At 46.2% G+C, this 20,705-nt stretch carries 16 protein-coding genes and 1 tRNA gene; 8 read left to right on the top strand and 9 right to left on the bottom strand.

Annotation, left to right across the window (positions count from 1 at the left end; genetic code table 11):
* Positions 1 to 124 precede the first annotated feature (124 nt).
* Both RQM65_RS15490 and RQM65_RS15485 read right to left on the bottom strand, forming a co-directional pair.
* The gene (locus tag RQM65_RS15490) at positions 125 to 970 is read right to left on the bottom strand and encodes an aminotransferase class IV (RefSeq protein WP_314016325.1); all 846 of its coding nucleotides are present in this window, start codon (positions 968 to 970) and stop codon (positions 125 to 127) included.
* Positions 971 to 1,192: 222 nt separating this feature from the next.
* The gene (locus tag RQM65_RS15485; RefSeq protein WP_314016324.1) at positions 1,193 to 1,576 is read right to left on the bottom strand and encodes an START-like domain-containing protein; all 384 of its coding nucleotides are present in this window, start codon (positions 1,574 to 1,576) and stop codon (positions 1,193 to 1,195) included.
* 332 nt (positions 1,577 to 1,908) lie between these two features.
* On the opposite strand from RQM65_RS15485, the gene RQM65_RS15480 reads away from it, so the two are divergent.
* A tRNA-Met gene (locus tag RQM65_RS15480) sits at positions 1,909 to 1,982 on the top strand.
* 371 nt (positions 1,983 to 2,353) lie between these two features.
* A complete protein-coding gene (locus RQM65_RS15475; RefSeq protein WP_314016323.1) occupies positions 2,354 to 3,883 on the top strand; it encodes a sulfatase family protein in 1,530 nt (509 codons plus the stop codon).
* 28 nt (positions 3,884 to 3,911) lie between these two features.
* On the opposite strand, the gene fucP is transcribed toward RQM65_RS15475, so the two are convergent.
* Both fucP and RQM65_RS15465 read right to left on the bottom strand, forming a co-directional pair.
* Positions 3,912 to 5,234: an L-fucose:H+ symporter permease gene (fucP, locus tag RQM65_RS15470; protein ID WP_314016322.1), complete on the bottom strand. Its 1,323-nt coding sequence runs from the start codon at positions 5,232 to 5,234 to the stop codon at positions 3,912 to 3,914.
* Between the two features lie 115 nt (positions 5,235 to 5,349).
* Entirely contained in the window at positions 5,350 to 7,041 is a 1,692-nt protein-coding gene (locus RQM65_RS15465; protein WP_314016321.1) for an arylsulfatase, read from the bottom strand.
* Positions 7,042 to 8,102: 1,061 nt separating this feature from the next.
* Here RQM65_RS15465 and RQM65_RS15460 point away from each other — a divergent pair.
* The gene (locus RQM65_RS15460) at positions 8,103 to 9,410 is read left to right on the top strand and encodes an APC family permease (RefSeq protein WP_314016320.1); all 1,308 of its coding nucleotides are present in this window, start codon (positions 8,103 to 8,105) and stop codon (positions 9,408 to 9,410) included.
* Positions 9,411 to 9,453: 43 nt separating this feature from the next.
* On the top strand, positions 9,454 to 10,179 hold the full coding sequence (locus tag RQM65_RS15455; protein WP_314016319.1) for a class I SAM-dependent methyltransferase: 726 nt from the start codon (positions 9,454 to 9,456) through the stop codon (positions 10,177 to 10,179).
* A 27-nt stretch (positions 10,180 to 10,206) separates the two neighbouring features.
* Here the strand turns inward: RQM65_RS15455 and RQM65_RS15450 are convergent, their stop codons facing one another.
* Positions 10,207 to 11,091 carry a dienelactone hydrolase family protein gene (locus tag RQM65_RS15450; RefSeq protein ID WP_314016318.1) on the bottom strand — a complete coding sequence of 295 codons (885 nt, stop codon included), beginning with the start codon at positions 11,089 to 11,091 and terminating at the stop codon, positions 10,207 to 10,209.
* Positions 11,092 to 11,301: 210 nt separating this feature from the next.
* Between RQM65_RS15450 and RQM65_RS15445 the strand changes: the two genes are divergently transcribed.
* On the top strand, positions 11,302 to 11,676 hold the full coding sequence (locus tag RQM65_RS15445) for a DUF302 domain-containing protein (protein WP_314016317.1): 375 nt from the start codon (positions 11,302 to 11,304) through the stop codon (positions 11,674 to 11,676).
* A 158-nt stretch (positions 11,677 to 11,834) separates the two neighbouring features.
* On the opposite strand, the gene RQM65_RS15440 is transcribed toward RQM65_RS15445, so the two are convergent.
* From RQM65_RS15440 to RQM65_RS15425, 4 genes are all read right to left on the bottom strand, one after another.
* Complete coding sequence (locus RQM65_RS15440) at positions 11,835 to 14,153, bottom strand: GH92 family glycosyl hydrolase (RefSeq protein ID WP_314016316.1); 2,319 nt, start codon at positions 14,151 to 14,153, stop codon at positions 11,835 to 11,837.
* 205 nt (positions 14,154 to 14,358) lie between these two features.
* Positions 14,359 to 15,447, bottom strand: coding sequence for a DUF6544 family protein (locus tag RQM65_RS15435; protein WP_314016315.1), 1,089 nt, complete (start codon positions 15,445 to 15,447; stop codon positions 14,359 to 14,361).
* A 111-nt stretch (positions 15,448 to 15,558) separates the two neighbouring features.
* On the bottom strand, positions 15,559 to 16,569 hold the full coding sequence (locus tag RQM65_RS15430; protein WP_314016314.1) for a hypothetical protein: 1,011 nt from the start codon (positions 16,567 to 16,569) through the stop codon (positions 15,559 to 15,561).
* The gene (locus RQM65_RS15425; RefSeq protein ID WP_314016313.1) at positions 16,547 to 17,047 is read right to left on the bottom strand and encodes a P-loop nucleotide/nucleoside kinase family protein; all 501 of its coding nucleotides are present in this window, start codon (positions 17,045 to 17,047) and stop codon (positions 16,547 to 16,549) included. The genes RQM65_RS15430 and RQM65_RS15425 overlap by 23 nt, the downstream gene beginning before the upstream one ends.
* 254 nt (positions 17,048 to 17,301) lie before the next feature.
* Here RQM65_RS15425 and trxA point away from each other — a divergent pair, with 254 nt between their 5' ends.
* The 3 genes from trxA to RQM65_RS15410 all read left to right on the top strand — a co-directional run bounded on the left by trxA (position 17,302) and on the right by RQM65_RS15410 (position 20,653).
* Positions 17,302 to 17,601 (top strand): thioredoxin, encoded by a 300-nt coding sequence (gene trxA, locus RQM65_RS15420; RefSeq protein ID WP_314016312.1) that lies wholly within the window; start codon positions 17,302 to 17,304, stop codon positions 17,599 to 17,601.
* A 554-nt stretch (positions 17,602 to 18,155) separates the two neighbouring features.
* A complete protein-coding gene (locus tag RQM65_RS15415; RefSeq protein ID WP_314016311.1) occupies positions 18,156 to 19,454 on the top strand; it encodes a TolC family protein in 1,299 nt (432 codons plus the stop codon).
* A 116-nt stretch (positions 19,455 to 19,570) separates the two neighbouring features.
* Positions 19,571 to 20,653: an efflux RND transporter periplasmic adaptor subunit gene (locus RQM65_RS15410; RefSeq protein ID WP_314016310.1), complete on the top strand. Its 1,083-nt coding sequence runs from the start codon at positions 19,571 to 19,573 to the stop codon at positions 20,651 to 20,653.
* Positions 20,654 to 20,705 lie beyond the last annotated feature (52 nt).

Raw genomic sequence — 20,705 nt, 5'->3', positions numbered from 1 at the left:
CAGGCGACTCTGCCCTCCCGAACCCCTCCAGAACAAGTGGTCCGCCCGATTCAGGACCTTAAAAAGGTGGGAGGCGCATAGCAGTGCAGAACTTCTAATGTACAGCATCACGGCGTATCCCTTTTCAGCCCAATCTTGCCGCTGCGTTCAATTTTCCGAGCAAATCTTTTGCTACCACGGCGGTAAACTGCTTTTTTCGGTATTTGGTAATGGGGCGAATGCCGATAATGCTATTCGTAATAAAGAGCTCATCGGCCTTTTGGAGTTCGAAAGGCGAAATCGAGCTTTCCTCCAGTTCGTAATGCTCCAGTTTCGCTACGATTTCCGTTAATTTTTGACGAAGAATTCCATTTAGACAACCGTCGGTTAAGGGCGGGGTCTTAATGGTATTTCCTTTGACCAGAAATAGATTTCCGTTCAGGGCCTCGACAACCGCTTTGCGTTGATTGAGCAGCAAGCAATTATCGTAGCCGTTTTCACGGGCATAAATACTTCCGACCACGTTGATGATTTTGTTATTTGTCTTCAGGGTGGATAGTATATCGGGATTCAACCAAAAGTCCTTGAACAGCTCGACTTCGTAAGCTCCGTCGGAAAGCACATAAAAAGAATGTTCCAGAGCCTTGGCCTCTATGGTATAGGAAATCGTGTTGGTTCTCGGCAGATAACGCCCCCCTTCGTTTCGGAAGACGGTAAGGCGAACACGGGCCGCACTTTCATCTAGACTATTGGCGGCAACAACCTGCTGAATTTGTTCTTGAAGGAATTCCATGGTAAAATCCATCGGAATCTCCATTCGGAGCATCCGCATGGAAGCCATTAGACGAAAATAATGATCCTCCCAGAAAAAAAGCCTCCCATTGATCGACCGAAGCGATTCGAAGAGGGAATCGCCGTAGCGTAATCCCCGGTTTTCATGATTTAAAAAAGTACTGTCTTTGGGGAGAAGTTCCCCGTTGAAGTTGACCATAATTGGTAGTGAGTTGTTGGTTGATTATTGACCTGGGGGGTCGGTTGTTGGGGCTTGATTGCCGGTAGTCGGCGGTCTGCTTTCAGTGGTCAGTGGTGAGTGGTCAAGGTAGAACAGTTTAAATTTCAAGATTAATGGCCAACAAATTATTTGCTGCATGACAATTGCTTGTCCGACAACCGCCCTATTTATAGAGCGCATATCAAAGTAAGTCCTAATCCATCATTTCGAACCTAGCACCTGCTTTAGGTCCATAACCTGATTGGTCCACAACATTTTGGCCTCATCCACTTCACCTTCATCCGCGAAATCGGTGATGAAAAGAGAAACGTCCTTAGTAATTTCATCAACAATAATTTTCATTTCAAAAAAGACGCCGTCTTCCGAGTCCTCCCAGGCAAATTTTACGAATTCTTCACTTTTACGCTTGAGCAGCTTGGCCTCTTCCTCCGAACCGTCCCATATAAATGTGAACTTCTCGCCCCTCGAATTCACGTTATCGGCAAACCATTCCGAAAGTCCGGATGGGGTTGACAGATATTGGTACAGTAGCTGTGGCGAGGACTGTATTACGAACTCAAGTTGAAATTTTATTTTATCGTCCATTTGGGGTGTTTTCTTTCGGGCAATATATAGATTTCCCCATGATAAAAAAATAAAAGACATAGATTATTTTTAGGAAAGGATTGTTGACGAAGCGGAAATTAAATTCTATATTTGCACCCGTTTAAAAAAGCTGGAAAACCTTTCCGATTCCAAGGTCGGGTCCGAAAGAAAACCAGACCGATAACTAAAATATTGAAAGCTGCGCCAAACATAAAAACTATGGTGTGGCACCTGCCAGTCGGCAGGCAGGGTTCGGCCGATTTTACGTCCTTACCGGGCTAGGAGCTTCGGACTCATGAACCCTGACATCGATTAATCAAAATTGACAAAATGGCGTGGTAGCTCAGCCGGTTAGAGCGTCGGATTCATAACCCGGAGGCCGGGGGTTCAAGTCCCCCTCACGCTACAAGTAAACACAGGGTCTTCAAGAAATTGGAGGCCCTTTTTTTTGCCATTACATTCTTGAGTTTTTCTACGGATTGGGTACATGAACATTCACCAAACTCCTGTGGAAATCCAGAAAATCCGCTCAAGGACAGAAATTGGATTATCGATCTATTATTACCTCTGAATGCTCTAAATCTTCAATATTTTTCGTTAATTACAGAGAACCCCGTACTACAAAGTAATCGTTGGCATCGGCATTTTCCATGAGCTTTGCCTTTGGGTATTTTCCGGTAACGCTCATCAGGGCGAGATATTTCCAAGATATTTGGCCGACAACTTTTACTTAATTATCGGATGGTTGAATTTTACCGCAGATATAATAAACCGATCATGAAAATCACATTTGCACTTTTACTCATTCTTGTACTGACGTTCCCCGCCTGTAAGGAAAACGAACCCAATAATAACAAGAAGGATGCCCCGAACATCGTTTTCCTGTTTACCGATGACCAGACCTATGGGAGCGTTCACGCCTTGGGGAACGACGAAATCATCACCCCGAACCTCGACCGTCTGGTAAACCAAGGTACTACCTTTACCCACGCCTATAACATGGGCGGATGGCACGGCGCCGTTTGCGTAGCGTCTAGATCCATGATCATCTCCGGGTCCTATATTTGGAATGCCAAGAAAAAGGATAGCCTGTGGAACAAAAAAGATTCAATTGCCCTTACACAAAATTGGAGTAAATTATTGCAAGACCGGGGCTATAGCACCTATATGACCGGAAAATGGCACGTACAGGCACCCGCCGATCAGATATTCGACCGAGCGGAACACATAAGACCGGGCATGCCGCGCGACAGGGGAGGCGAGCTACGAAAGGGATTTGCGGATTGGAAGAAAGCATCCGGCGATATGAAGGACTGGAACGACTACATGCCTGTAGGCTATGGCCGGCCCGTCGACGAGCGCGATACGGAGTGGTCGCCTACCGATAGCATCCATGGCGGTTTTTGGGAAGGCGGTAAGCATTGGAGCGAAGTGGTACGGGACGATGCCATCGATTTTATCGCTAATACCAAAACCCATGGGAACCCCTATTTTATGTATCTGGCCTTTAATGCGCCCCACGACCCGAGACAGGCACCACAAGAATATTTGGATATGTATCCGATTGACAGTATAAAAGTCCCGGAGAGCTTTCTTCCCGAATACCCTTATAAGGATTCGATCAACAACCCCGCCATACTTAGGGACGAGGCCCTGGCCCCATTTCCCAGAACCGAATATGCCATTAAAAAGCAGCGTCAGGAGTACTACGCCATAATTACACACCTAGACGAACAGATCGGTCAGATACTGGATGCGCTTGAAACCACGGGCGAAATGGACAACACCTATATCTTTTTCAGTTCCGATCACGGACTTTCGGTAGGCCAGCATGGACTAATGGGCAAACAGAGCCTTTTCGACCACAGCATTCGTGTACCGATGATGGTCAAGGGGCCCGATGTACCCCAAGGTCTAAAGATCGATTCCGACGTTTACCTTCAAGATATCATGGCGACCAGCTTGGAACTGGCCGGTGCCGAAAAGCCCGATTACGTACAATTTCATAGTTTAATGGACCTAATAAAGGGAGATAATACCGAGGGCCATTACAATGCGATCTACGGGGCGTACATGAACGCACAGCGGATGATACGAAAAAACGGGTTCAAGCTCCTGGTCTATCCTAAAATGGACAAACTGCTGTTGTTCGATCTAAATAACGATCCCGAGGAAATCAACAATTTGGCCGATGACCCCAAATATTCCAATAAGGTAAAGACCATGTTCGATGAGCTTTTGAAGCTTCAGGAAACCATGGACGACCCCTTGGACCTCACCGATATCGACAATGCATTGATTAGGTAGGCATACCACAAACGCGGACAGGCTTCCATTATCGAACCCCGTAAACTTTGAAGGCCCTATACCCATAACCCGCGACCACGGCAAAACATATAAGCGGGAGCATAAAGGAAAAATTCACCTCGGGCACGCCCAGTATCCGTACATCATCGTAGGCACTTCCGCCGATATCCAGAACCATCCCCTGCAGAACGGGCATAAAGGCACCCCCGACGATGGCCATCACCAAAAAGGCCGAAGCAGGTTTGGCGTCATCGCCGAGTCCCGTCAAAGCGATTCCATATATCGTCGGAAACATCAACGACATGCAGAAAGAAACCAAGACCAGGGAATAAAGTCCGCCAATACCCTGGATGAAAATAGTGCCCAAGCAGAAGAAAATGGCCAGAAAGGCCAAGAGCATCAGCAACTTTCCCGAATTGATGAACTTCATAAGGTAGGTGCATAAAAACCGACCTATCAAAAAGATAATCAGTGCGGCGTATGCGTAATTCACAGCATCCTGATTGTTTATACCAAGGTTTTCGGCGTACTGATAGATATAGGTCCAGCACATGATCTGGGCCCCTATATAAAACAACTGGGCGAATACCCCTCCTACGAAACGCTCTTTCTTGAAAATTCTGCGGATAGAATCCCACATGCCCGACACATCCCGGTATTTTTTCCCTTCGGGCATCCTCACAAAAGCAATTAGTACAAACATGAAGATTACGAAAACGCCCAACCAAACGTATGGATCTCTGATTACCGAAAGATCCGACGTTTTTACGGCGGCCTTGGCGGTCTCTGATAAGGTTCCGTAAATGGCATTGCCCTCGGCATCCAAATCGTCCGATTGCAGTGCGCCCAATATAAAAACCTGTGCCACGAACAGGCCCGAGAGGGCGCCCAACGGGTTGAAGGCCTGGGCGAGATTCAGTCTCTGGGTTGCCGTTTCCTCGGCTCCCATGGACAGGATATACGGGTTGGCCGTGGTTTCCAAGAACGCCAGGCCGAAGGTCAGAACGTAGAGCGCCAATAAAAAGAAAAAGTAGTTTTCCATGGCCGCCGCGGGATAGAACAACAGCGCACCGATGGCGTAAAGGCCGAGCCCTACAAGAATACCTATTTTATAGGAGTATTTTTTGACCACGAACGCTGCAGGAAGCGCCATGGTAAAATAGCCCCCGTAAAAAGCGGCCTGCACCCACGAGGCCTGGGTATTGTTCAGCTCCAATATTTTTTTGAAGGCCGAGACCATGGGGTTTGTTATATCGTTCGCGAATCCCCATAGCGCAAATAATGAGGTGATGAGCACAAACGGCAGGAGCATTTTTTTGGATACGACGGGTGGTTTTTGGTTGTTTTTCATAGTTTTAACTATTGGCGGTTAATCGTCATGGAACTAGTTGAATCACGCGGATTGGGAAAGCTCGGGCAATGCAAGACCCATCTGAAATTGGTCGATGGGCATTGCGACCTTCTCTCTATAATTTTTCAATATAAACATAATAGGCGGGATGCACACGGTCATCCTTATCGATCAATTGGGCCTCCATATCGTGTTTACCGGCCGGTATTTGGCCAGTAAAGGCAACTTCTTGTTGCCCTTGCTCTATTTTTGCCGATCTATCGATATCGGCAACAAACAAATAGGCCTCGGCAAAATCGGACTTCACGCTTGCGGGCATTGTCCGGTCTAACGCAATGATTTTTTTCTGTTCGGGGAAAGTATCGTTAATGGCCAGGCCGCTTTCCCTTGGAAACCGGCGCAGGCTGATTTTATACTCGCCATCTTCCACAAATTCGATTTTCCATTTCCCGGTTGCCTGGACGGCACTTGCCGCCCCATATTGATGCCACATATGGCCGAATTTACCGGTCATCATGTCATGGGACGAAATACGGCTGGGATTCTCGTTCGGGGACCCGACCTTAATGTAGGCGTAACGTTGGTTGACACCATCGTTGGTCATCGAGTGCCACCAGTCTTCATAACCGGCCGCCAATTTCTCGGCGACTTCGGGGTGCTTGTCGAATACGTTGTCCGTCTGGCCAAGGTCATCGTTCACATTATATAGCTCGGTCCCGTTTACCAATCTCCAATTGTCGTCCATCACGGAGTATTTCCGGTACTTGACCAAATTCTGCAATCGTTGCGTATCCATATAGAGTATCCTGTTCGGCCAGTTCTCACCTTTATCGTAGAGCAAAGGCTTCAGGCTAGTACCATCCAAAGGTTTGACCGGGTCGAAATCCAACCCTAAAAGGTCGACGAATGTGGGCAGCAGGTCATAGTGCGCGACGAGTTTATCGATGTCCTTACCGCCGGTCAGCTGCCCTTCGGGCCATCGGATAAAGAATGGCACGCGGTGGCCGCCCTCGTACTCGCTGCCCTTGGCTCCCCTTAGACCAGCATCGTAAACTTGGTTTCCGCCTGCCGTACCATTATCGGTCGTAAAGATCAGGATGGTGTTATCGGCCAGGTCCAAGGAGTCCAGCTTTTCTTCCAGAAGCTTAAAGTTGTCGTCGATGTTGGTTATCATCCCGTAAAAGCGCCGAAAGCGCTCCTCGAGATTATCGTTGCCCTTGTACATATCCAAATATTTCTCTGGAACGTTCAAGGGGCCATGTGGGGCGTTGGTAGAGATATAACAGAAAAACGGATTGTCTTTGTTCTCCTCTATGAAATCCATTGCTTCGGAAAAGAATACATCGGTACAGTAGCCCTCGTATTTTTCAGTTTCGCCGTTGTGCCAGTACGTATCGTCGAAATAGTCGTTGCCCCAGTAATCTGGACCCTGGGTAATACCACCTCCCCCATGACGCACTACTTCATGAAACCCACGGTCCATAGGACGAAAGGGGTAATTGTCGCCCAGATGCCATTTTCCGAACATACCGTTGGTATATCCGTTTTGGGCAAAAATTTGGGGCAGGATGACCTCATCCTCAAAAAGCAGGGAGCGACCGGCAATCGTATGGAAAACGTTCAACCTGTTGGTATGTCTTCCGGTCATTATCGAACCCCTGCTCGGGGCGCAGGTGGTAGATACATGGTAGTTCGTTAGGCGAACGGCATCCTTATGGAATTCGTCGAGGTTCGGCGTTTTGATGTAGGGATTTCCCGAAGAACCTAAATCTCCCATGCCTTGATCATCGGTGATTACGAAGATCACGTTCGGTTGCTTTTTGGGGGGATTTTGTGCGTTTGAAATTGATGGGCAAATGCTTACAACAAGTAATAATAGGCCAATGTGTTTGCTTAAATCACCCGAAATAGACCTAGGGTCGAAACGCTTTGTTCCATTTGATTTGTTTTGAAACAGCATAAGAATCATCAATTTATTATTGGTTCAAAATCTATTACAGGGAATACACGAAATAGGTGTTGCATCTCTAGTGCCAAGTAGAGGTAAAAAGAAATCCCAAATTGCGATTTCACCCAAACCTTAATAACCAAAACTAAAAATATTGAAGATAGAATGCCACCTACAAAAACACCTATTTCGGTACTTTTTTAGCAAAATCGTATTTTTCTCAGCTCTTGACAATGATTTTTACAATTTTATATCGGTCTGAAATTAGTTTAAGCGGGGTAAACCATTCCTCGATTCAATCAATCTCAACGTTTATTTTTTGCTTGCACCGTTTAGAAAATAGTCGTAAATATAGGAAGTTGTAGCTGCAAAGACCTGAACTTGATCTGCTGTTCGTATTCGCCAAAGCTTAGAACCGAAAGGAGCAAAGAGAAATGTTTATAGCCCTTTGTCCGAGGACAGAACTATCGACGCAGGCAGTTTAGGGATTATTAGAACCGGGCCGATGATCCAATTGTGAATGTGTAAAATGGAAAAGGATCTTTGTGTTATGGAAACCTTAGATAACAATGTGCAATTCACTTTTGGGTCTTAGAAGACAGTCGGAATACGTTTTTCGACATCGACCCGATCCGTCAAATACAGGCATCTATTTAGAACAAATCGTAGGATGCTCAGAGAACTTGGAAAAAAACGGCAATGCGATTTTGCCGCTACGAAAATATCCTGTTGTGGTAAGTCCCAGTTAATTTATCAAATTCAGAAACGAAATCCCAAAATTTCGGTATCAGTTATTCTTTCGAAAATGGAGGGTGGCATATTGGTCGGACCTTTAAAAAAAGTGCTATTATAGAATAAGTTTGAAGACGCATTTTTATGCTCTCTTAATATTTAACGAATCGATTTTCCGGCTACAGCTGATGATAAAACAGTCCCACATATATAAAATTACGACCATCACCGGACTCGCATTGGTGGTGGCCAACATGATCGGGACGGGTGCGTTTACCAGTTTGGGGTTTCAATTGAAGGACTTAAGCAATCCTAGCGTTGTGCTTATCCTTTGGGTTTTGGGCGGCGTCATCGCCTTGTCCGGTGCATTTAGTTATGCTGAAATCGGAACCCATATACAACGTACGGGCGGTGAATACGCTTTTCTTACAAAACTATTTCACCCCCTAGTCGGGTATTTGGCGGGATGGATTTCTATAACGGTCGGTTTTGCGGCACCTATCGCCTTGTCCGCAATGGCCTTCGAAGCATATTTCCCCTATTTCGACCTGAACCCCAAATGGACAAGTATTGCATTGGTGGCATTGATCACGCTGATTCACACCAAAAATCTAAAGGTAAGTTCAAAATTTCAGAATATCAGTACCATCCTAAAAATCGCTTTAATAGTTGCTCTCATTAGTATCGGTATTTGGCAAGAGCCATCCTTTGAAAACACGGGATTTTTGGCAAATTCGGACTATTCCAATTTAATCTCACCTGCATTTGCCGTCGCGCTTATTTATGTGAGTTATTCTTATTCGGGATGGAATGCGGCCGCCTACATTACCGAGGAATTTAGAAACCCAGATAAATCCTTGCCAATAGCTCTTATTGGTGGGACTTTGTTGGTTACTGTGCTTTATACATATTTGCAGTATGTTTTTATGAAGCACGTCCCCATCCCTGAGCTGAAGGGACAATTGAATGTGGGCACCATTGCGATGAGCAAAATGATTGGGGAAGACTATGGGAAATTGTTCGGTCTGGCCATTTCACTTTTATTGGTGTCCGGCATAAGCGCAATGGTGTGGGTGGGCTCAAGAGTAACTTCGAGCATTGCCAAGGACCACAGGTTCTGGAACTACTTTAAAATACAAAAAGGCAGCATTCCCCAAAGAGCATTGTGGTTGCAATTTGCCATAAGTGCACTATTGATTTTAACCGGAACGTTTGAACAAATTTTGATTTACTGTGGCATACTATTGACCATGTCTTCGATGGCAACCGTATTAGGGGTCTTTAAGTTAAGGCACCAGCATAGAAAAAACCGAATCGATACCTATAAGAGTCCATTATTCCCCCTTTTTCAGCTGGTGTTTATAACTTTATCCCTTTGGATGGTGGTTTATGCATTCATAAACAGCCCTTTCGAAATCTTGGTAGGTTTCGGTAATATCCTTTTGGGATTGGCAACCTATTTAGTGAGCGGTCAAATGAGCAATAACTTAAAATGAAATGAAATCGAAGATTTATAAATATTGGAAAATACTTTTAGCAATGAGTAAGACAAAACAAATGTTCCTTTCAGCATCTTTATTGATCGCCCTTGCGGCCTGCAAGCTACAGCACAAACACAGCGATAGCCACAATGAAAATCACGAAACAGAACAGAAGACAGCACACGATGCGGAACACGGCAATAACGCGGCCAATGAATTTATGCACCGCTCCTCTACCGAAGATTTAATCAGGCACTTTGAATCGCCCGAGCGCGATGCCTATCAAAAACCAGAAAAAGTGCTTGAATACCTGGGCGAGCTGGAAGGCAAAAAGATAATGGATATCGGTGCGGGTTCGGGATATTTCTCTGTAAAACTGGCCGAAAAAGGCGCACAAGTCATCGCAGCCGATGTCTCGGACGAATTTCAAGAGGCACTGCAACAACGGATCGAAGACAATAACCTTGGGAATATTGAACTACGAAAAATACCCTATGATAGTCCGAATCTAGCGGATAACGAAGTAGATATGGTATTGATCGTAAATACCTACCACCATATAGAGAACCGTAGCGACTATTTTTCAAAGGTCAAAAAAGGAATACACCCGGAGGGCGAGTTGGTGGTCATAGATTACTTCAAAAAAGAAATTCCGGTGGGCCCACCAGCAGACCATAAGGTGGCTTTGAACACCGTAAAAAAAGAGCTAAGGGAGGCCGGTTACACTCAGCTGGATGTCAATGTTGATCTGTTGCCCTACCAATTTATCATAAGGGCGAAGTAGGCTATTGTTCGGCACTACCCCAATTATTCAAGTTAGCTTCTCCTTAAAAAAATCGATGGTCCGCTGCCAGGCCAGTTCGGCCGCTTCCCTGTCGTAGCGGGGCGTGGTATCGTTATGGAAACCGTGGTTCGCATTGGGGTACACATAGGCCTTATATTCCTTGCCGTGTTCCTTTAGGGCGGCCTCGTAGGCGGGCCAACCTTCGTTAACGCGTTTGTCCAATTCCCCAAAATGCAGCAGCAATGGTGCCTCGATGTTCTCGATGCCCTCGGTCGGCTGTCCGCCATAAAAGGGTACGGCAGCCCCAAGGTCAGGGACTTTTACGGCCATCATGTTCGAAATCCATCCCCCGAAACAAAAACCGACCACGCCTACGTTGCCCGTACACTCGGGACGTGCTTTTAAATATTCGAAGGCGGCGATGAAGTCCTCGAGCATCTTATCGCGGTCTCGCTTGCGCTGTAGTTCCCTGCCCTCATCATCGTTTCCGGGATAGCCTCCAAGCGGGGTAAGAGCATCGGGGGCCAAGGAGATGAATCCCGCCAGAGCGGCGCGGCGCCCGACATCCTCGATGTAAGGATTCAATCCTCGGTTCTCGTGCACCACGACGATCCCGGGCAGCTTGTCCTCGGCATCGGCAGGCCGCGAGAGTAGGCCTTTTATACTGCCGCCGCCCTCGGGCGATTCATAGGTAATGAATTCCGATTTTAACCGGGGGTCGTCCTGTTTGATCTGGATTTTCTTGACGTAATCTGGCGATATAAAGCTAAGCAGTGACCCTACGGTAAGTCCCCCGACGGCGTAGGTCGACAGCTTGTCGAGAAACAACCTCCTATTGACCCGATTGTGCGCGTAGTCGTCGTAAAGATCGAATACCTCCTGTTTGATGTCTTCTTTTTTGATTTTTTTCATTGCCGTTCTATTTCATGATTATCGTTCATTCTGGGGTTATACAAGATACTTAAAACTTCGTTCGAATAAATAAAAAGTTGTCTTTTATAAAATCTCGAAACAATTCTTGGTTCGACCTGAATTACCCTTTAAGACCATCGAGACCATTGATGCGGGCAATGATACGGCTACGAAAAGGACCAAGCCGGTCGGCTGCGGGACTAAAAGTACTTGAGAGGTTCCCAAAATGCGGCTTCGGTAGCATTGGAATTGCCACCGACTCAAATTGTTTTCTTTGGAAATCCTAATAGTGGAGCCCCGGTAATGCAAAAAAATCAATTGGCCGGTTTGGACCTTCCCCAGAAAGTGCTGTTTTATGAAGATGAAAATGAAGTTTTTGCGCTGTACAACAGTACGCAATATCTCGCTTCCCGGTATGGGGTAAATGAAGATGAACGTCTGCCACAAAATCTTGAACTATATGTCTTACGAAGCTATGGGAAAGGCTATTGGCGTCATTGTAATGCTCAAATTTCAAGATATGGACTTGCAAACCTAAAACCAAGATTGCGAAAAAGGGTAGATTTAGAAATGTTTTACGCATGAACCATCGGATAGCGGTTACAACGTAATACATTTTTAAAGATCAGATTTCATGTTTCTAGGGGAACTTGAACAATTCGTCTGGTGTTATTTAAGCTTAATCTCTTTGAGTTTAGTTCACCGAGATAATTTACGCTCAAGATCGGCCCGGCCCAGAAAAATTAACGATCATCAGAAGATGCGGAGTCGCCCATTGTAAACTCCAAGGTAGCGCCCTGCGAGATGTCGGAATGTTCGATATAATTTGTCTCGAAACTATTGCCGTTTACCCTTTGGGATTGGATATACTTCTTGCCGGAGGAGGCTCCCGGGGCATTGATGACCAATTGCTTTTCGTTCGGCAAAGCTATGCTTACCTTGTCAAAACTGGGACTCCCGAATTCGTATTTGGGATTTTTTTCCGTGCCCCCGTTCATCTGGAACAGTCCTATTTTCATCAGCACCGCCAAGCTCCCCATGAGTCCCTGATCTTCATCGCCGTTGTAGCCGGTGGAGGGGGACAAGCCGCCGAAGACTTTGTCGACCACTTTACGGGACCAGTACTGGGTCAGATCGGGCCTTCCCAGATGGTTGAAAACAAAGGCGGTCTGAATGGAGGGCTGGTTCCCATAATTGATAGGTACACGCCGATATTCAGGGTGCAGTTCCTGGGCGTGCGAATTACCGGCCGTGAACCCCAACTTCTCGGCGGTCTCGAACTGGGTACTCAATTTCTCCACCGCTTTTTCCTTTCCGCCCATCAGTTCCGCCAAACCATCAAGGTCATGGGGTACGAACCAAGTGGCCTGGGCGCCGTTCGCCTCAATAAATCCGTTTTGATGTTCGTAAGGGTCGTAGTTTTCGCGCCATGTCCCGTTAACGTCCTTGGGGCGCATCCAACCGATGGAAGTATCATAGACATTTTTATAGTTGTTGGAACGGTCCATAAAATAACCGTAATCCTCCTGATGGCCCAGTTTCTTGGCCAATTGCGCCAGCGTCCAGTCTTGGTAGGCATATTCCATCGTTAGGCCGGCGCCATCTTGATGCCCGCCGAACCTGCCTTCGGGAATGGGATAGGGCACGTAACCCTCGTCCAAATAGTATTTCAGTCCCCCGCCAAGGGAAGTATTGTGTTCATAGCCCGCCTTGGCCATAATTCCGCCGGGCATGTGGTTTTTCCTCAGTGCCCGATAGATCGGTTCAAGATTCTCTGTAATGATTCCTTTTTGGATGGCACTGACGATAAACGGCGTGGACGAGGCTCCGGTCATAACATAGGTATAATTACCTCCGGAAGGGCCGCGGGGAACCAGCCCGCCATCCCTATAATACTGCATAAGGGAATGTACGAACTCCTCCATGATTTCGGGATAGACCAGGCCCCAAAGGGTATTCAAGGTCCACTGCGCCCCCCAGAAGGAATCGGAGTTGTAATGGTTGAACCTGGGCTTACCGTATCTGTCCAGGGGAAGCTGCCCGATCCGGAAGCTTTCCCCCGTATTATCGGGATAGGCCCCATTTACATCGCTAATGGTCCGCCTTCCCTGCAACGCATGCCATAGGTCGGTGTAGAAGCGTCTTTGTTGGGTCTGGCTTCCACCTTCGATACGTATCCTTCCCAGGAGATCGTTCCAAGCCGTTTTCGAGTTCTCGACCGTTTTGTCAAAGTTCCATGCCGGTAGCTCGGTCGCACTGTTGATCGCGGCATTTTCAACGGAGGTATAGGAGATCCCTACTTTCATTAAAGCGGTGTTGTCCACACCTTTCAGGCTTATCAAATAGTTGCCGGTTTCCGGATCTCGAACGATCGTTTCAATTTTATTGACCAAGGCAACATGAAAGTACAGTTTTACCGGTTTCGGCCTTCTATGGGTCGCAGCGATCGTGAGTTCACCTACCAAGGTCTTTTCCTTTATTTTTCGGAGGGTTCCGTCTACGGTCTCGTTGGGACCCAACATGCCGTTCAGATTGAACAGGATGGCGGGCCGCCCTTCGTCCGGGAAGGTGTACTTGTGAAACCCGACCCGCTTTGTACTGGTAAGTTCCGCGGTAATTCCGTACCGGTCCAGTTCCACATAGTGATGGCCCGGGGAGACGCGCTCCGTACCATGGCTGAACTTGGAACTGTAATCCTTGAATATGGATTTTCGGTTTTCCTCGGATACTGTCACCGGCATCACGGAAAGTCCCGATAGCTGCCAGGCGTGGATATGGCTAAAGCCTTGGATTGTATCGGTCTTATAGCGGTAACCGCTGCCCCAGGCCCCGTCGACCTGGGTATCGGGACTTAAATTGACCATCCCGAAGGGACGGCTGGCGGAGGAGAAGAAAAACCAGCGGGAGTTTTCGGTGTCGAGCTGCGGGTAGACCAGGTCGACCGGATCGACCGACTTGGTCTTCATAGGACCGTCCGACTTGCTTTCAGTGCATGATCCGAAAGATATCAACAGTAGGAATAGGGATGGAATGAAATACCATGAAACGTTAGCGTTCTTCATTCTTGGTTGCTTTTAAATTTGGATTCGATGGCATCCAGTATGAAGGGATGGAAATCCGTTGTCGGATATTGGACAAAGCATGTTCAAAACTAATCAAATCGCCGTTTAGAAGCACAGTGAGGCAAACATAATTATGGTAGAAATTATTCTTCGCTTCGACGGGAATTCAATTGCTTCCTGTAGTATTTTCGTATTCATCCTTTTGCTACCATAAATCCGTAACATTGTACGCTACACTTATTACGTTGAATTTTCCATAAACAAACTCCCCATCGGGATAATGCCATACCGCCTCGCCATAGGTCGGTAAATGATACCCATTAATAAGCTTATAGTTGCTAGCGGGGGTAGAAAACGGGAAGGTTTTCATTTCGGCAATCGAATAGCGGTCGTTCGAAACAAAATTGATGAGTTGCCCGGCTTCATTGAAATATAAGGTAGCGGAAATAGTAGTCTCGGCGGTTGTAAACGTGGCATTTGCCGAAAGTCCATCAATAGCCTGCCATTGTATCCTTTTATCGATAAGCGCAGCAGGGGCGAATAAACACAGGTCGTTAAAAAAAGTAACGGTTTCCGTAGGATACATTTCCTTGGATTTCAGGTCGACCGCCGGAATCAATGAAAGTACCTTGACCAGCATACTCGCCCCTTCCCTATCGTATCTGTGATAACCGTTGGTCGGTAATCCGCTTACCTTGGCTTTCATAAAAAACAAACGGACCGGGGATTCGAAAAAATTATATTGCTGCGACGTAAACGTAAACCAATCCTTGCCCTTATCGCGCATTTCGCCTTCGAAAACAATCCTTACATTACCCACCTTGGGTTTCCCGACGATACCGACGTACATCAAATACTTTTTTACGGGCGTCGGAAGGTGTTCCAAGTCCCTCCCCGTAACCGTTTCGGATTCGACCGTGAATTTTTTGATCGCCGAAGTCACGTCTTCCCTGTATTCACTTTCAAATTGGTAGGATGCAAAACCGATAATGGCGGCCACTAGAATGACCATATTGGCGATAGTACCGAATTTAGCATCCTTCCAAAGGGTGAAAATCAAGATTTGCGATACCACCACTGCAACAATTGCAAGTACCGGCCATGCGTCTTTCTTCAGGAAATAAAGGAGGGCGGATACAACGAATAGAATGCCGGCAAGCATCCATAGAAAACCCATAGGTCTCGATATTTCTTTGCTAAACTGAGTTAAGTTGCCGTAACCAAAGGCTTTGGCAAAGCCCATGAAGTGAATAAGGCCATGCAGGAACAGTGTTATGGTTAGAACTATTTTCATATGAATCGCATTTATAATATTTATCTTCTGTGTATTCTAACTCGTATTCCTGATGGGCACAGCCTTGTATCAAATTTGTTTATAGGTAGCTAGTAATACTTCTTGTCCATATCACTTGAGAGAGCATAGATAATCTTCCATCAATTCGAAATATCTTTTGACTTCGGAGAGTGCCCTTTTTCTATCGGCACTATTGGAGGCACTATTCGCGCGCAGGCTGTTGACCTTGGCGCGTACATTGGCGCGGTACGCTTTGTAATAAATAAAGAGATTCTTGTCTTTATCATTGCGTATGGCAGGAAAATGTCGATTATACTGTTCGATGAAAAGTTCGGACAGATCGTTTCTGTCCAAGGCATCGAGATCCATACAAAGAAAGGCGACCTCGTTCAATACATCGATCTGGCGATACTTGTCATTGAATTCGATACAGTCGAAAGGCTGTGGATCGGGCAAGAGAAAAATATTGCGGGTATGCAGATCTCCATGCACGTCCCTATAAAATTCCATTTTCAGTCTATCCTCCAACAGCTTTTTATTTTTTCGCAAAAAAGTTCCGGAAGCTTTTAGGGCGCTGTCGATACGGTCGCCGTATTCCGAACCCAGGTTTTCCGTTAGAAACGACCTTGCACCAGCTAGGTCATTGAATTCCTGCCCAATATCAATTCCACTCGTGTCATAAATTATCTTGGCATGCTCATGAAAATCGGCAATGTATCGCGCCAAGTTCACAATATCTAAGTTGCTCACTTTGTTTTGGGATACCAGAACGTCCATTTGTTTTTCTGGGTCGAGCTTGCTCATTTTAAGAGCGTACTCCACAACCCTTCCTTCATCTCCACCGATAATAAATTGACCCTGAAATTCATAAATAGGCAGCACCCCTAGGTAGATATTTCCAGAATACCGTCGGTTAAGCACCAGTTCTCTTTCATAAAAATGCTTGCGCCTCTCCAAGGTCGAAAAGTCAAGAAAAGAATATTTTATCGGCTTTTTTATCTTGTACACGAACCTGTCGCAGAGAATGACCCAAGAAATATGGGTCTCGAGCAGTTTGCGATGCTCGGTCGGTTCGGGAAAAACTCCTTCGGAAATTAGTTCATCGATTTGATTCTTGGTCATTTTTCAAATATTCAAGGGCTCTTTGCAGCAGGGCCTCTATATTCTCGTTGGTGGATTTCAGAGTCAAATGGGGTGCTTCCAAAGCTTCCCATTGCTGCTTGATCAGTTGGTGGATTTGATAATCGGCATCACTGTCAGGCCTGCTCTTTTTTAGACGGTCTTTGATAATCGCTTCATCGGCACAAACTTCGATAAAATGGGTCTTTCCCCTTGCGGTCTTGGTGAAAAGTTGCCTAGTTGATTTTTTATGGAAAGTGGCATCCAGCACCAAATTCCTTTCTTGGGCATTTGTCTCTTGCATTTTCTTGAGCATGGCATAGTAAACGTTGGCTTTTTCCAGATCGGAATAGGTGGGTTCGGGAAATAGCTGCTTTCGCAAGCGGTCGCTACTCACGTATTCGGCATCCAATCGTTTTGCAAGCCGTTCTGCAAAATAACTTTTACCCGACCCGGGAAGCCCCAGAACCAGTACGTTCATATTGCATTTCTTTTTTGGCATACCGTTGTCACTTTTCCGCCATTGCACTAATGCATGTGTACAAAATAGTATTCGCAGGCCTGAACTCTATAGAGGTCTAGGACAAAAATCGTTGGCTACTAGAATTCGCTTGTCCACAGCATGTATTTCTTATTCATCGGATAAAGTTAGGGTTCGAAAACGCAATTTACCATGACGAAAGTCAGTTTGAGAACTTACGGTTTGGTTTAAATTTGTAGTTCAAATACAAAGGGATGAAAAGTAGCTTTCAAAAAATCATAGATTCAAAAACGCCCGTTCTAGTTGACTTTTTTGCCGATTGGTGCGGCCCTTGCAAAATACTGGCTCCCATTTTGAAACAAGTGAAGGACGAATTGGGCGACGATGTAAAAATCATAAAGATCGATGTGGACAAGAACCAGTCCCTGGCCAGTACCTATCAAGTGCGCGGTGTGCCGACAATGCTGTTGTTCAAAAATGGGAAACAGGTCTGGCGAAAGTCCGGGGTTTTGCAAAAGAACGATATTGTCAGTGCCATCAGAGCACAGCATTAGTGCTTGTCTACACTGAACGAAAACCATAGATTTTTTGATGGTTTTTCAGGATTTCCCATGACGAAATCTACCTACCGACCACCGACCAAAAAAGATTGGATTTCCCGATCGTAGTGATAGACAGGTAAAGGTATAGCAACGCAATATCGTCTTATTTTCGAAGAAAATTACTTGCAAGTTCTACAGAACCTGCGCAAAACTCTTCTACACCGTTGCGATGGAAGAATGATTTATAGTCCTTTTTTATCCCCACCCCACATTAAAGCAAGGTATAACAAGAGATGAGCCGAGCTATCGGCAAAACTTTCTAGGATGAAGTAGCCCGATCGGGGGTGAAATCATTTTGGGATACATATCATGGTAAGGTGCATGAGAACGGCAATAGCCTATTACCAGAATGGTGATAGGCCTTTTTAATTGGTGCCTTTTATTTATTGGAGACCCATTCAGGATTAAAATTCTCCTCGGTAACGCAGAAAAATCCCCCCTCGGTAACATTGGTTGCTGTACGGCCCATTTTACAATTCTAATTTTGTTTTAAATGAAATGGTACAATGAAGTTCAAACTAACATGGCTGTTGTTTTTCATCCTTTATTGGCAATATGCCCAAGAGACCTTAATCACCAAGGAGGAAGTCTTGGCCCGGGCAAACGAAAGCAACACTACCTTAAAAATAGCGCAACAGAATGTGCTGGCCGCCAAAGGCGATTTCAATCAAACCAACGCCATCTTGCTGCCCAATATCAGCATTTCCCACACGGGTATGGCCACCACCAATCCTTTAATGGCCTTCGGTTCAAAATTGAACCAAGAAATTTTGGCTACGGCCGATTTTGATCCCGACCTCTTGAACGATCCAAGACGGATCGAAGATTACACGACCCGGGTAGAAATACAGCAACCTCTTATAAATTTCGACGGTATATTTCAGCGGAAGGCCGCCAAGGCCAAGTGGAACGCCGCCGAACTGCAATCCGAACGAAAACAGGATTATTTGGAACTGGAGGTCGCAAAAGCCTATATGCATTTGCAGCTCGCCTATAAGACGGTGGAAGTCCTCAAGAAGGCCAAAGCGACCGCCTTGGAAAACAAACGTATTGCCGATAACAGTTTTGAACAGGGCTATTTGCAAAAATCGGACGTATTGGCGGTTGAGGTGCGAGTAACCGAAATCGATAACCAACTACGATACGCCAAAAGCAATATTCTGAACGCGAGCAACTATCTGTCCGTTTTGATGGATGATGACAGCTATCAAATCCTAAGGCCTTCCGATACGTTGGCGGTAGCATACCATGACCTGTCCAAGATGGACTTGCCGGAAGACCGAAAGGATATTTTGGCGATGCATTCGGCCACCGAAGCCTATAAACAAATGCACAAGGCCGATCAAATGTCGTTTTTGCCACGCCTGAATGCCTTTGGTACCTACGAACTGCACGACGATGAAGCTTTTCAGGGAGATGCCAAGGGCTATCTGTTCGGGGCGGAACTCAAATGGAACCTTTTCGAGGGCAGCAAACGTTTCGGAAAAGTGCAAAAGAGCAAAGCGGAATACAACAGGTCTAAATTGCAGTTAGAACACTATAAGTCTGAAAGTCAGCTTGAACTGAACAAGGCCAATCGTGGGCTAAAAGATGCGCAGAACAAATTAAAGCTCACGAAATTGGCCCTGCAACAATCGCAGGAAGCATTACGCATACGCGCCAATCGTTTTGACCAGGGTCTCGAAAGAACGACCGATCTGCTAATGGCCGAAACCCAATTCTCCGAGAAACAACTGGAATATTACAATACGGTTTTTCAGTACAACTACGCATTGGCCTATGTGCGGTTTTTGATGAAAAAATGAAAAATGGGGGCGGTAGGCAGTGGCATTCCGCTGTATAAAAAATTACTGAAGACTTGTATTAAAACAACAATAAGCTTTCCGTCTCCACGGAAACGAGAAATTAAAATAAGTTATAAATGAAAAGCAAAATGTACATACCCGTAGCAGTTTTTACCATCACGATGCTACTCGCAAGCTGTGGCAGTGAAGACAAAACAGCGGTTGCCGATAATTCCCCCGCGGTGGCCGTACAAGTAAATGCTGTTTCCGAAGCTAATAGCAATCCGTTTTTGACAGCCAGTGGTAAAATAGAAGCCGTTAAAAGTGCCGACATCAGTACCCGCATGATGGGGTATGTCGATAAAATCTATGTGCAGGTAGGCGAAAAGGTCAAAAACGGACAATTATTACTGAGCATCAACAATGCCGATGTTTCCGCCAAATTGGCCCAGGTAAATGCCGGTATAACCGAAGCTCAGGCTGCCTTTTACAACGCCAAAAAAGATTACAACCGATTCACGGCCTTATATCAGGAGAATAGTGCCTCCCAAAAAGAATTGGACGATATGACCGCCAATTACAACATGGCGAAAGCAAGGTTGGAGTCCGCCAAACAGATGAGGAACGAGGTCAATGCGCAGCTTTCGTACGCGAATATCCGCGCCCCGTTCACCGGGGTCGTGACCAATAAGTTCATCAACGCCGGCGATATGGCCAATCCGGGGATGCCTTTATTGGAGGTCGAGGCCCCGGGGAAATATCACGTTATGTCCATGGTGCCCGAATCCGGTATCTCGGACATCAAGACCAACTCCGAAGTAGATGTACTGCTAAAATCCTTGGGCAGAACAATCAAGGGAAAAGTGACCGAGATAAGCACCTCCGCCAAAAATACGGGCGGGCAGTATCTGGTTAAGGTGGTTCTGGAGGATTCCGATGCTAGCATTTTATCGGGCATGTACGCCACGGTACAATTTCCGGTGGAGCGAAGAGTGGCGACCAATGCGATCATGATTCCCTCTGAAGTCATCGTCGAAAAAGGCCAATTGACGGGTGTCTATACCGTAAGTCAAAGCAACACCGCCCTCTTGCGCTGGTTGCGATTAGGCAGGACCTTCGGGGACAAAGTTGAAGTGCTCTCGGGACTTTCCGCTGAGGAGCGATACATCGTTTCGGCGGAGGGAAAATTGTTCAATGGAGCGAAAGTTTTTGTGGAATAGAAAAAAGTTGATGGTCAAGGGTTGACGGTTGACGGTTAACGGTTAACGGTTA

Source organism: Pricia mediterranea (genome assembly GCF_032248455.1).
Classification (GTDB): domain Bacteria; phylum Bacteroidota; class Bacteroidia; order Flavobacteriales; family Flavobacteriaceae; genus Pricia; species Pricia mediterranea.
Note: the sequence above shows the minus strand (reverse complement) of the source record. Positions and strands in the feature narration are given on the sequence as shown.

Coding starts and splice junctions, on each gene's coding strand:
- RQM65_RS15490 (WP_314016325.1), bottom strand. CDS start 970: ATGGTCAACTTCAACGGGGAACTTCTCCCCAAAGACAGTACTTTTTTA.
- RQM65_RS15485 (WP_314016324.1), bottom strand. CDS start 1,576: ATGGACGATAAAATAAAATTTCAACTTGAGTTCGTAATACAGTCCTCG.
- RQM65_RS15475 (WP_314016323.1), top strand. CDS start 2,354: ATGAAAATCACATTTGCACTTTTACTCATTCTTGTACTGACGTTCCCC.
- fucP (WP_314016322.1), bottom strand. CDS start 5,234: ATGAAAAACAACCAAAAACCACCCGTCGTATCCAAAAAAATGCTCCTG.
- RQM65_RS15460 (WP_314016320.1), top strand. CDS start 8,103: ATGATAAAACAGTCCCACATATATAAAATTACGACCATCACCGGACTC.
- RQM65_RS15455 (WP_314016319.1), top strand. CDS start 9,454: ATGAGTAAGACAAAACAAATGTTCCTTTCAGCATCTTTATTGATCGCC.
- RQM65_RS15450 (WP_314016318.1), bottom strand. CDS start 11,091: ATGAAAAAAATCAAAAAAGAAGACATCAAACAGGAGGTATTCGATCTT.
- RQM65_RS15440 (WP_314016316.1), bottom strand. CDS start 14,153: ATGAAGAACGCTAACGTTTCATGGTATTTCATTCCATCCCTATTCCTA.
- RQM65_RS15435 (WP_314016315.1), bottom strand. CDS start 15,447: ATGAAAATAGTTCTAACCATAACACTGTTCCTGCATGGCCTTATTCAC.
- RQM65_RS15430 (WP_314016314.1), bottom strand. CDS start 16,569: ATGACCAAGAATCAAATCGATGAACTAATTTCCGAAGGAGTTTTTCCC.
- RQM65_RS15425 (WP_314016313.1), bottom strand. CDS start 17,047: ATGAACGTACTGGTTCTGGGGCTTCCCGGGTCGGGTAAAAGTTATTTT.
- trxA (WP_314016312.1), top strand. CDS start 17,302: ATGAAAAGTAGCTTTCAAAAAATCATAGATTCAAAAACGCCCGTTCTA.
- RQM65_RS15415 (WP_314016311.1), top strand. CDS start 18,156: ATGAAGTTCAAACTAACATGGCTGTTGTTTTTCATCCTTTATTGGCAA.
- RQM65_RS15410 (WP_314016310.1), top strand. CDS start 19,571: ATGAAAAGCAAAATGTACATACCCGTAGCAGTTTTTACCATCACGATG.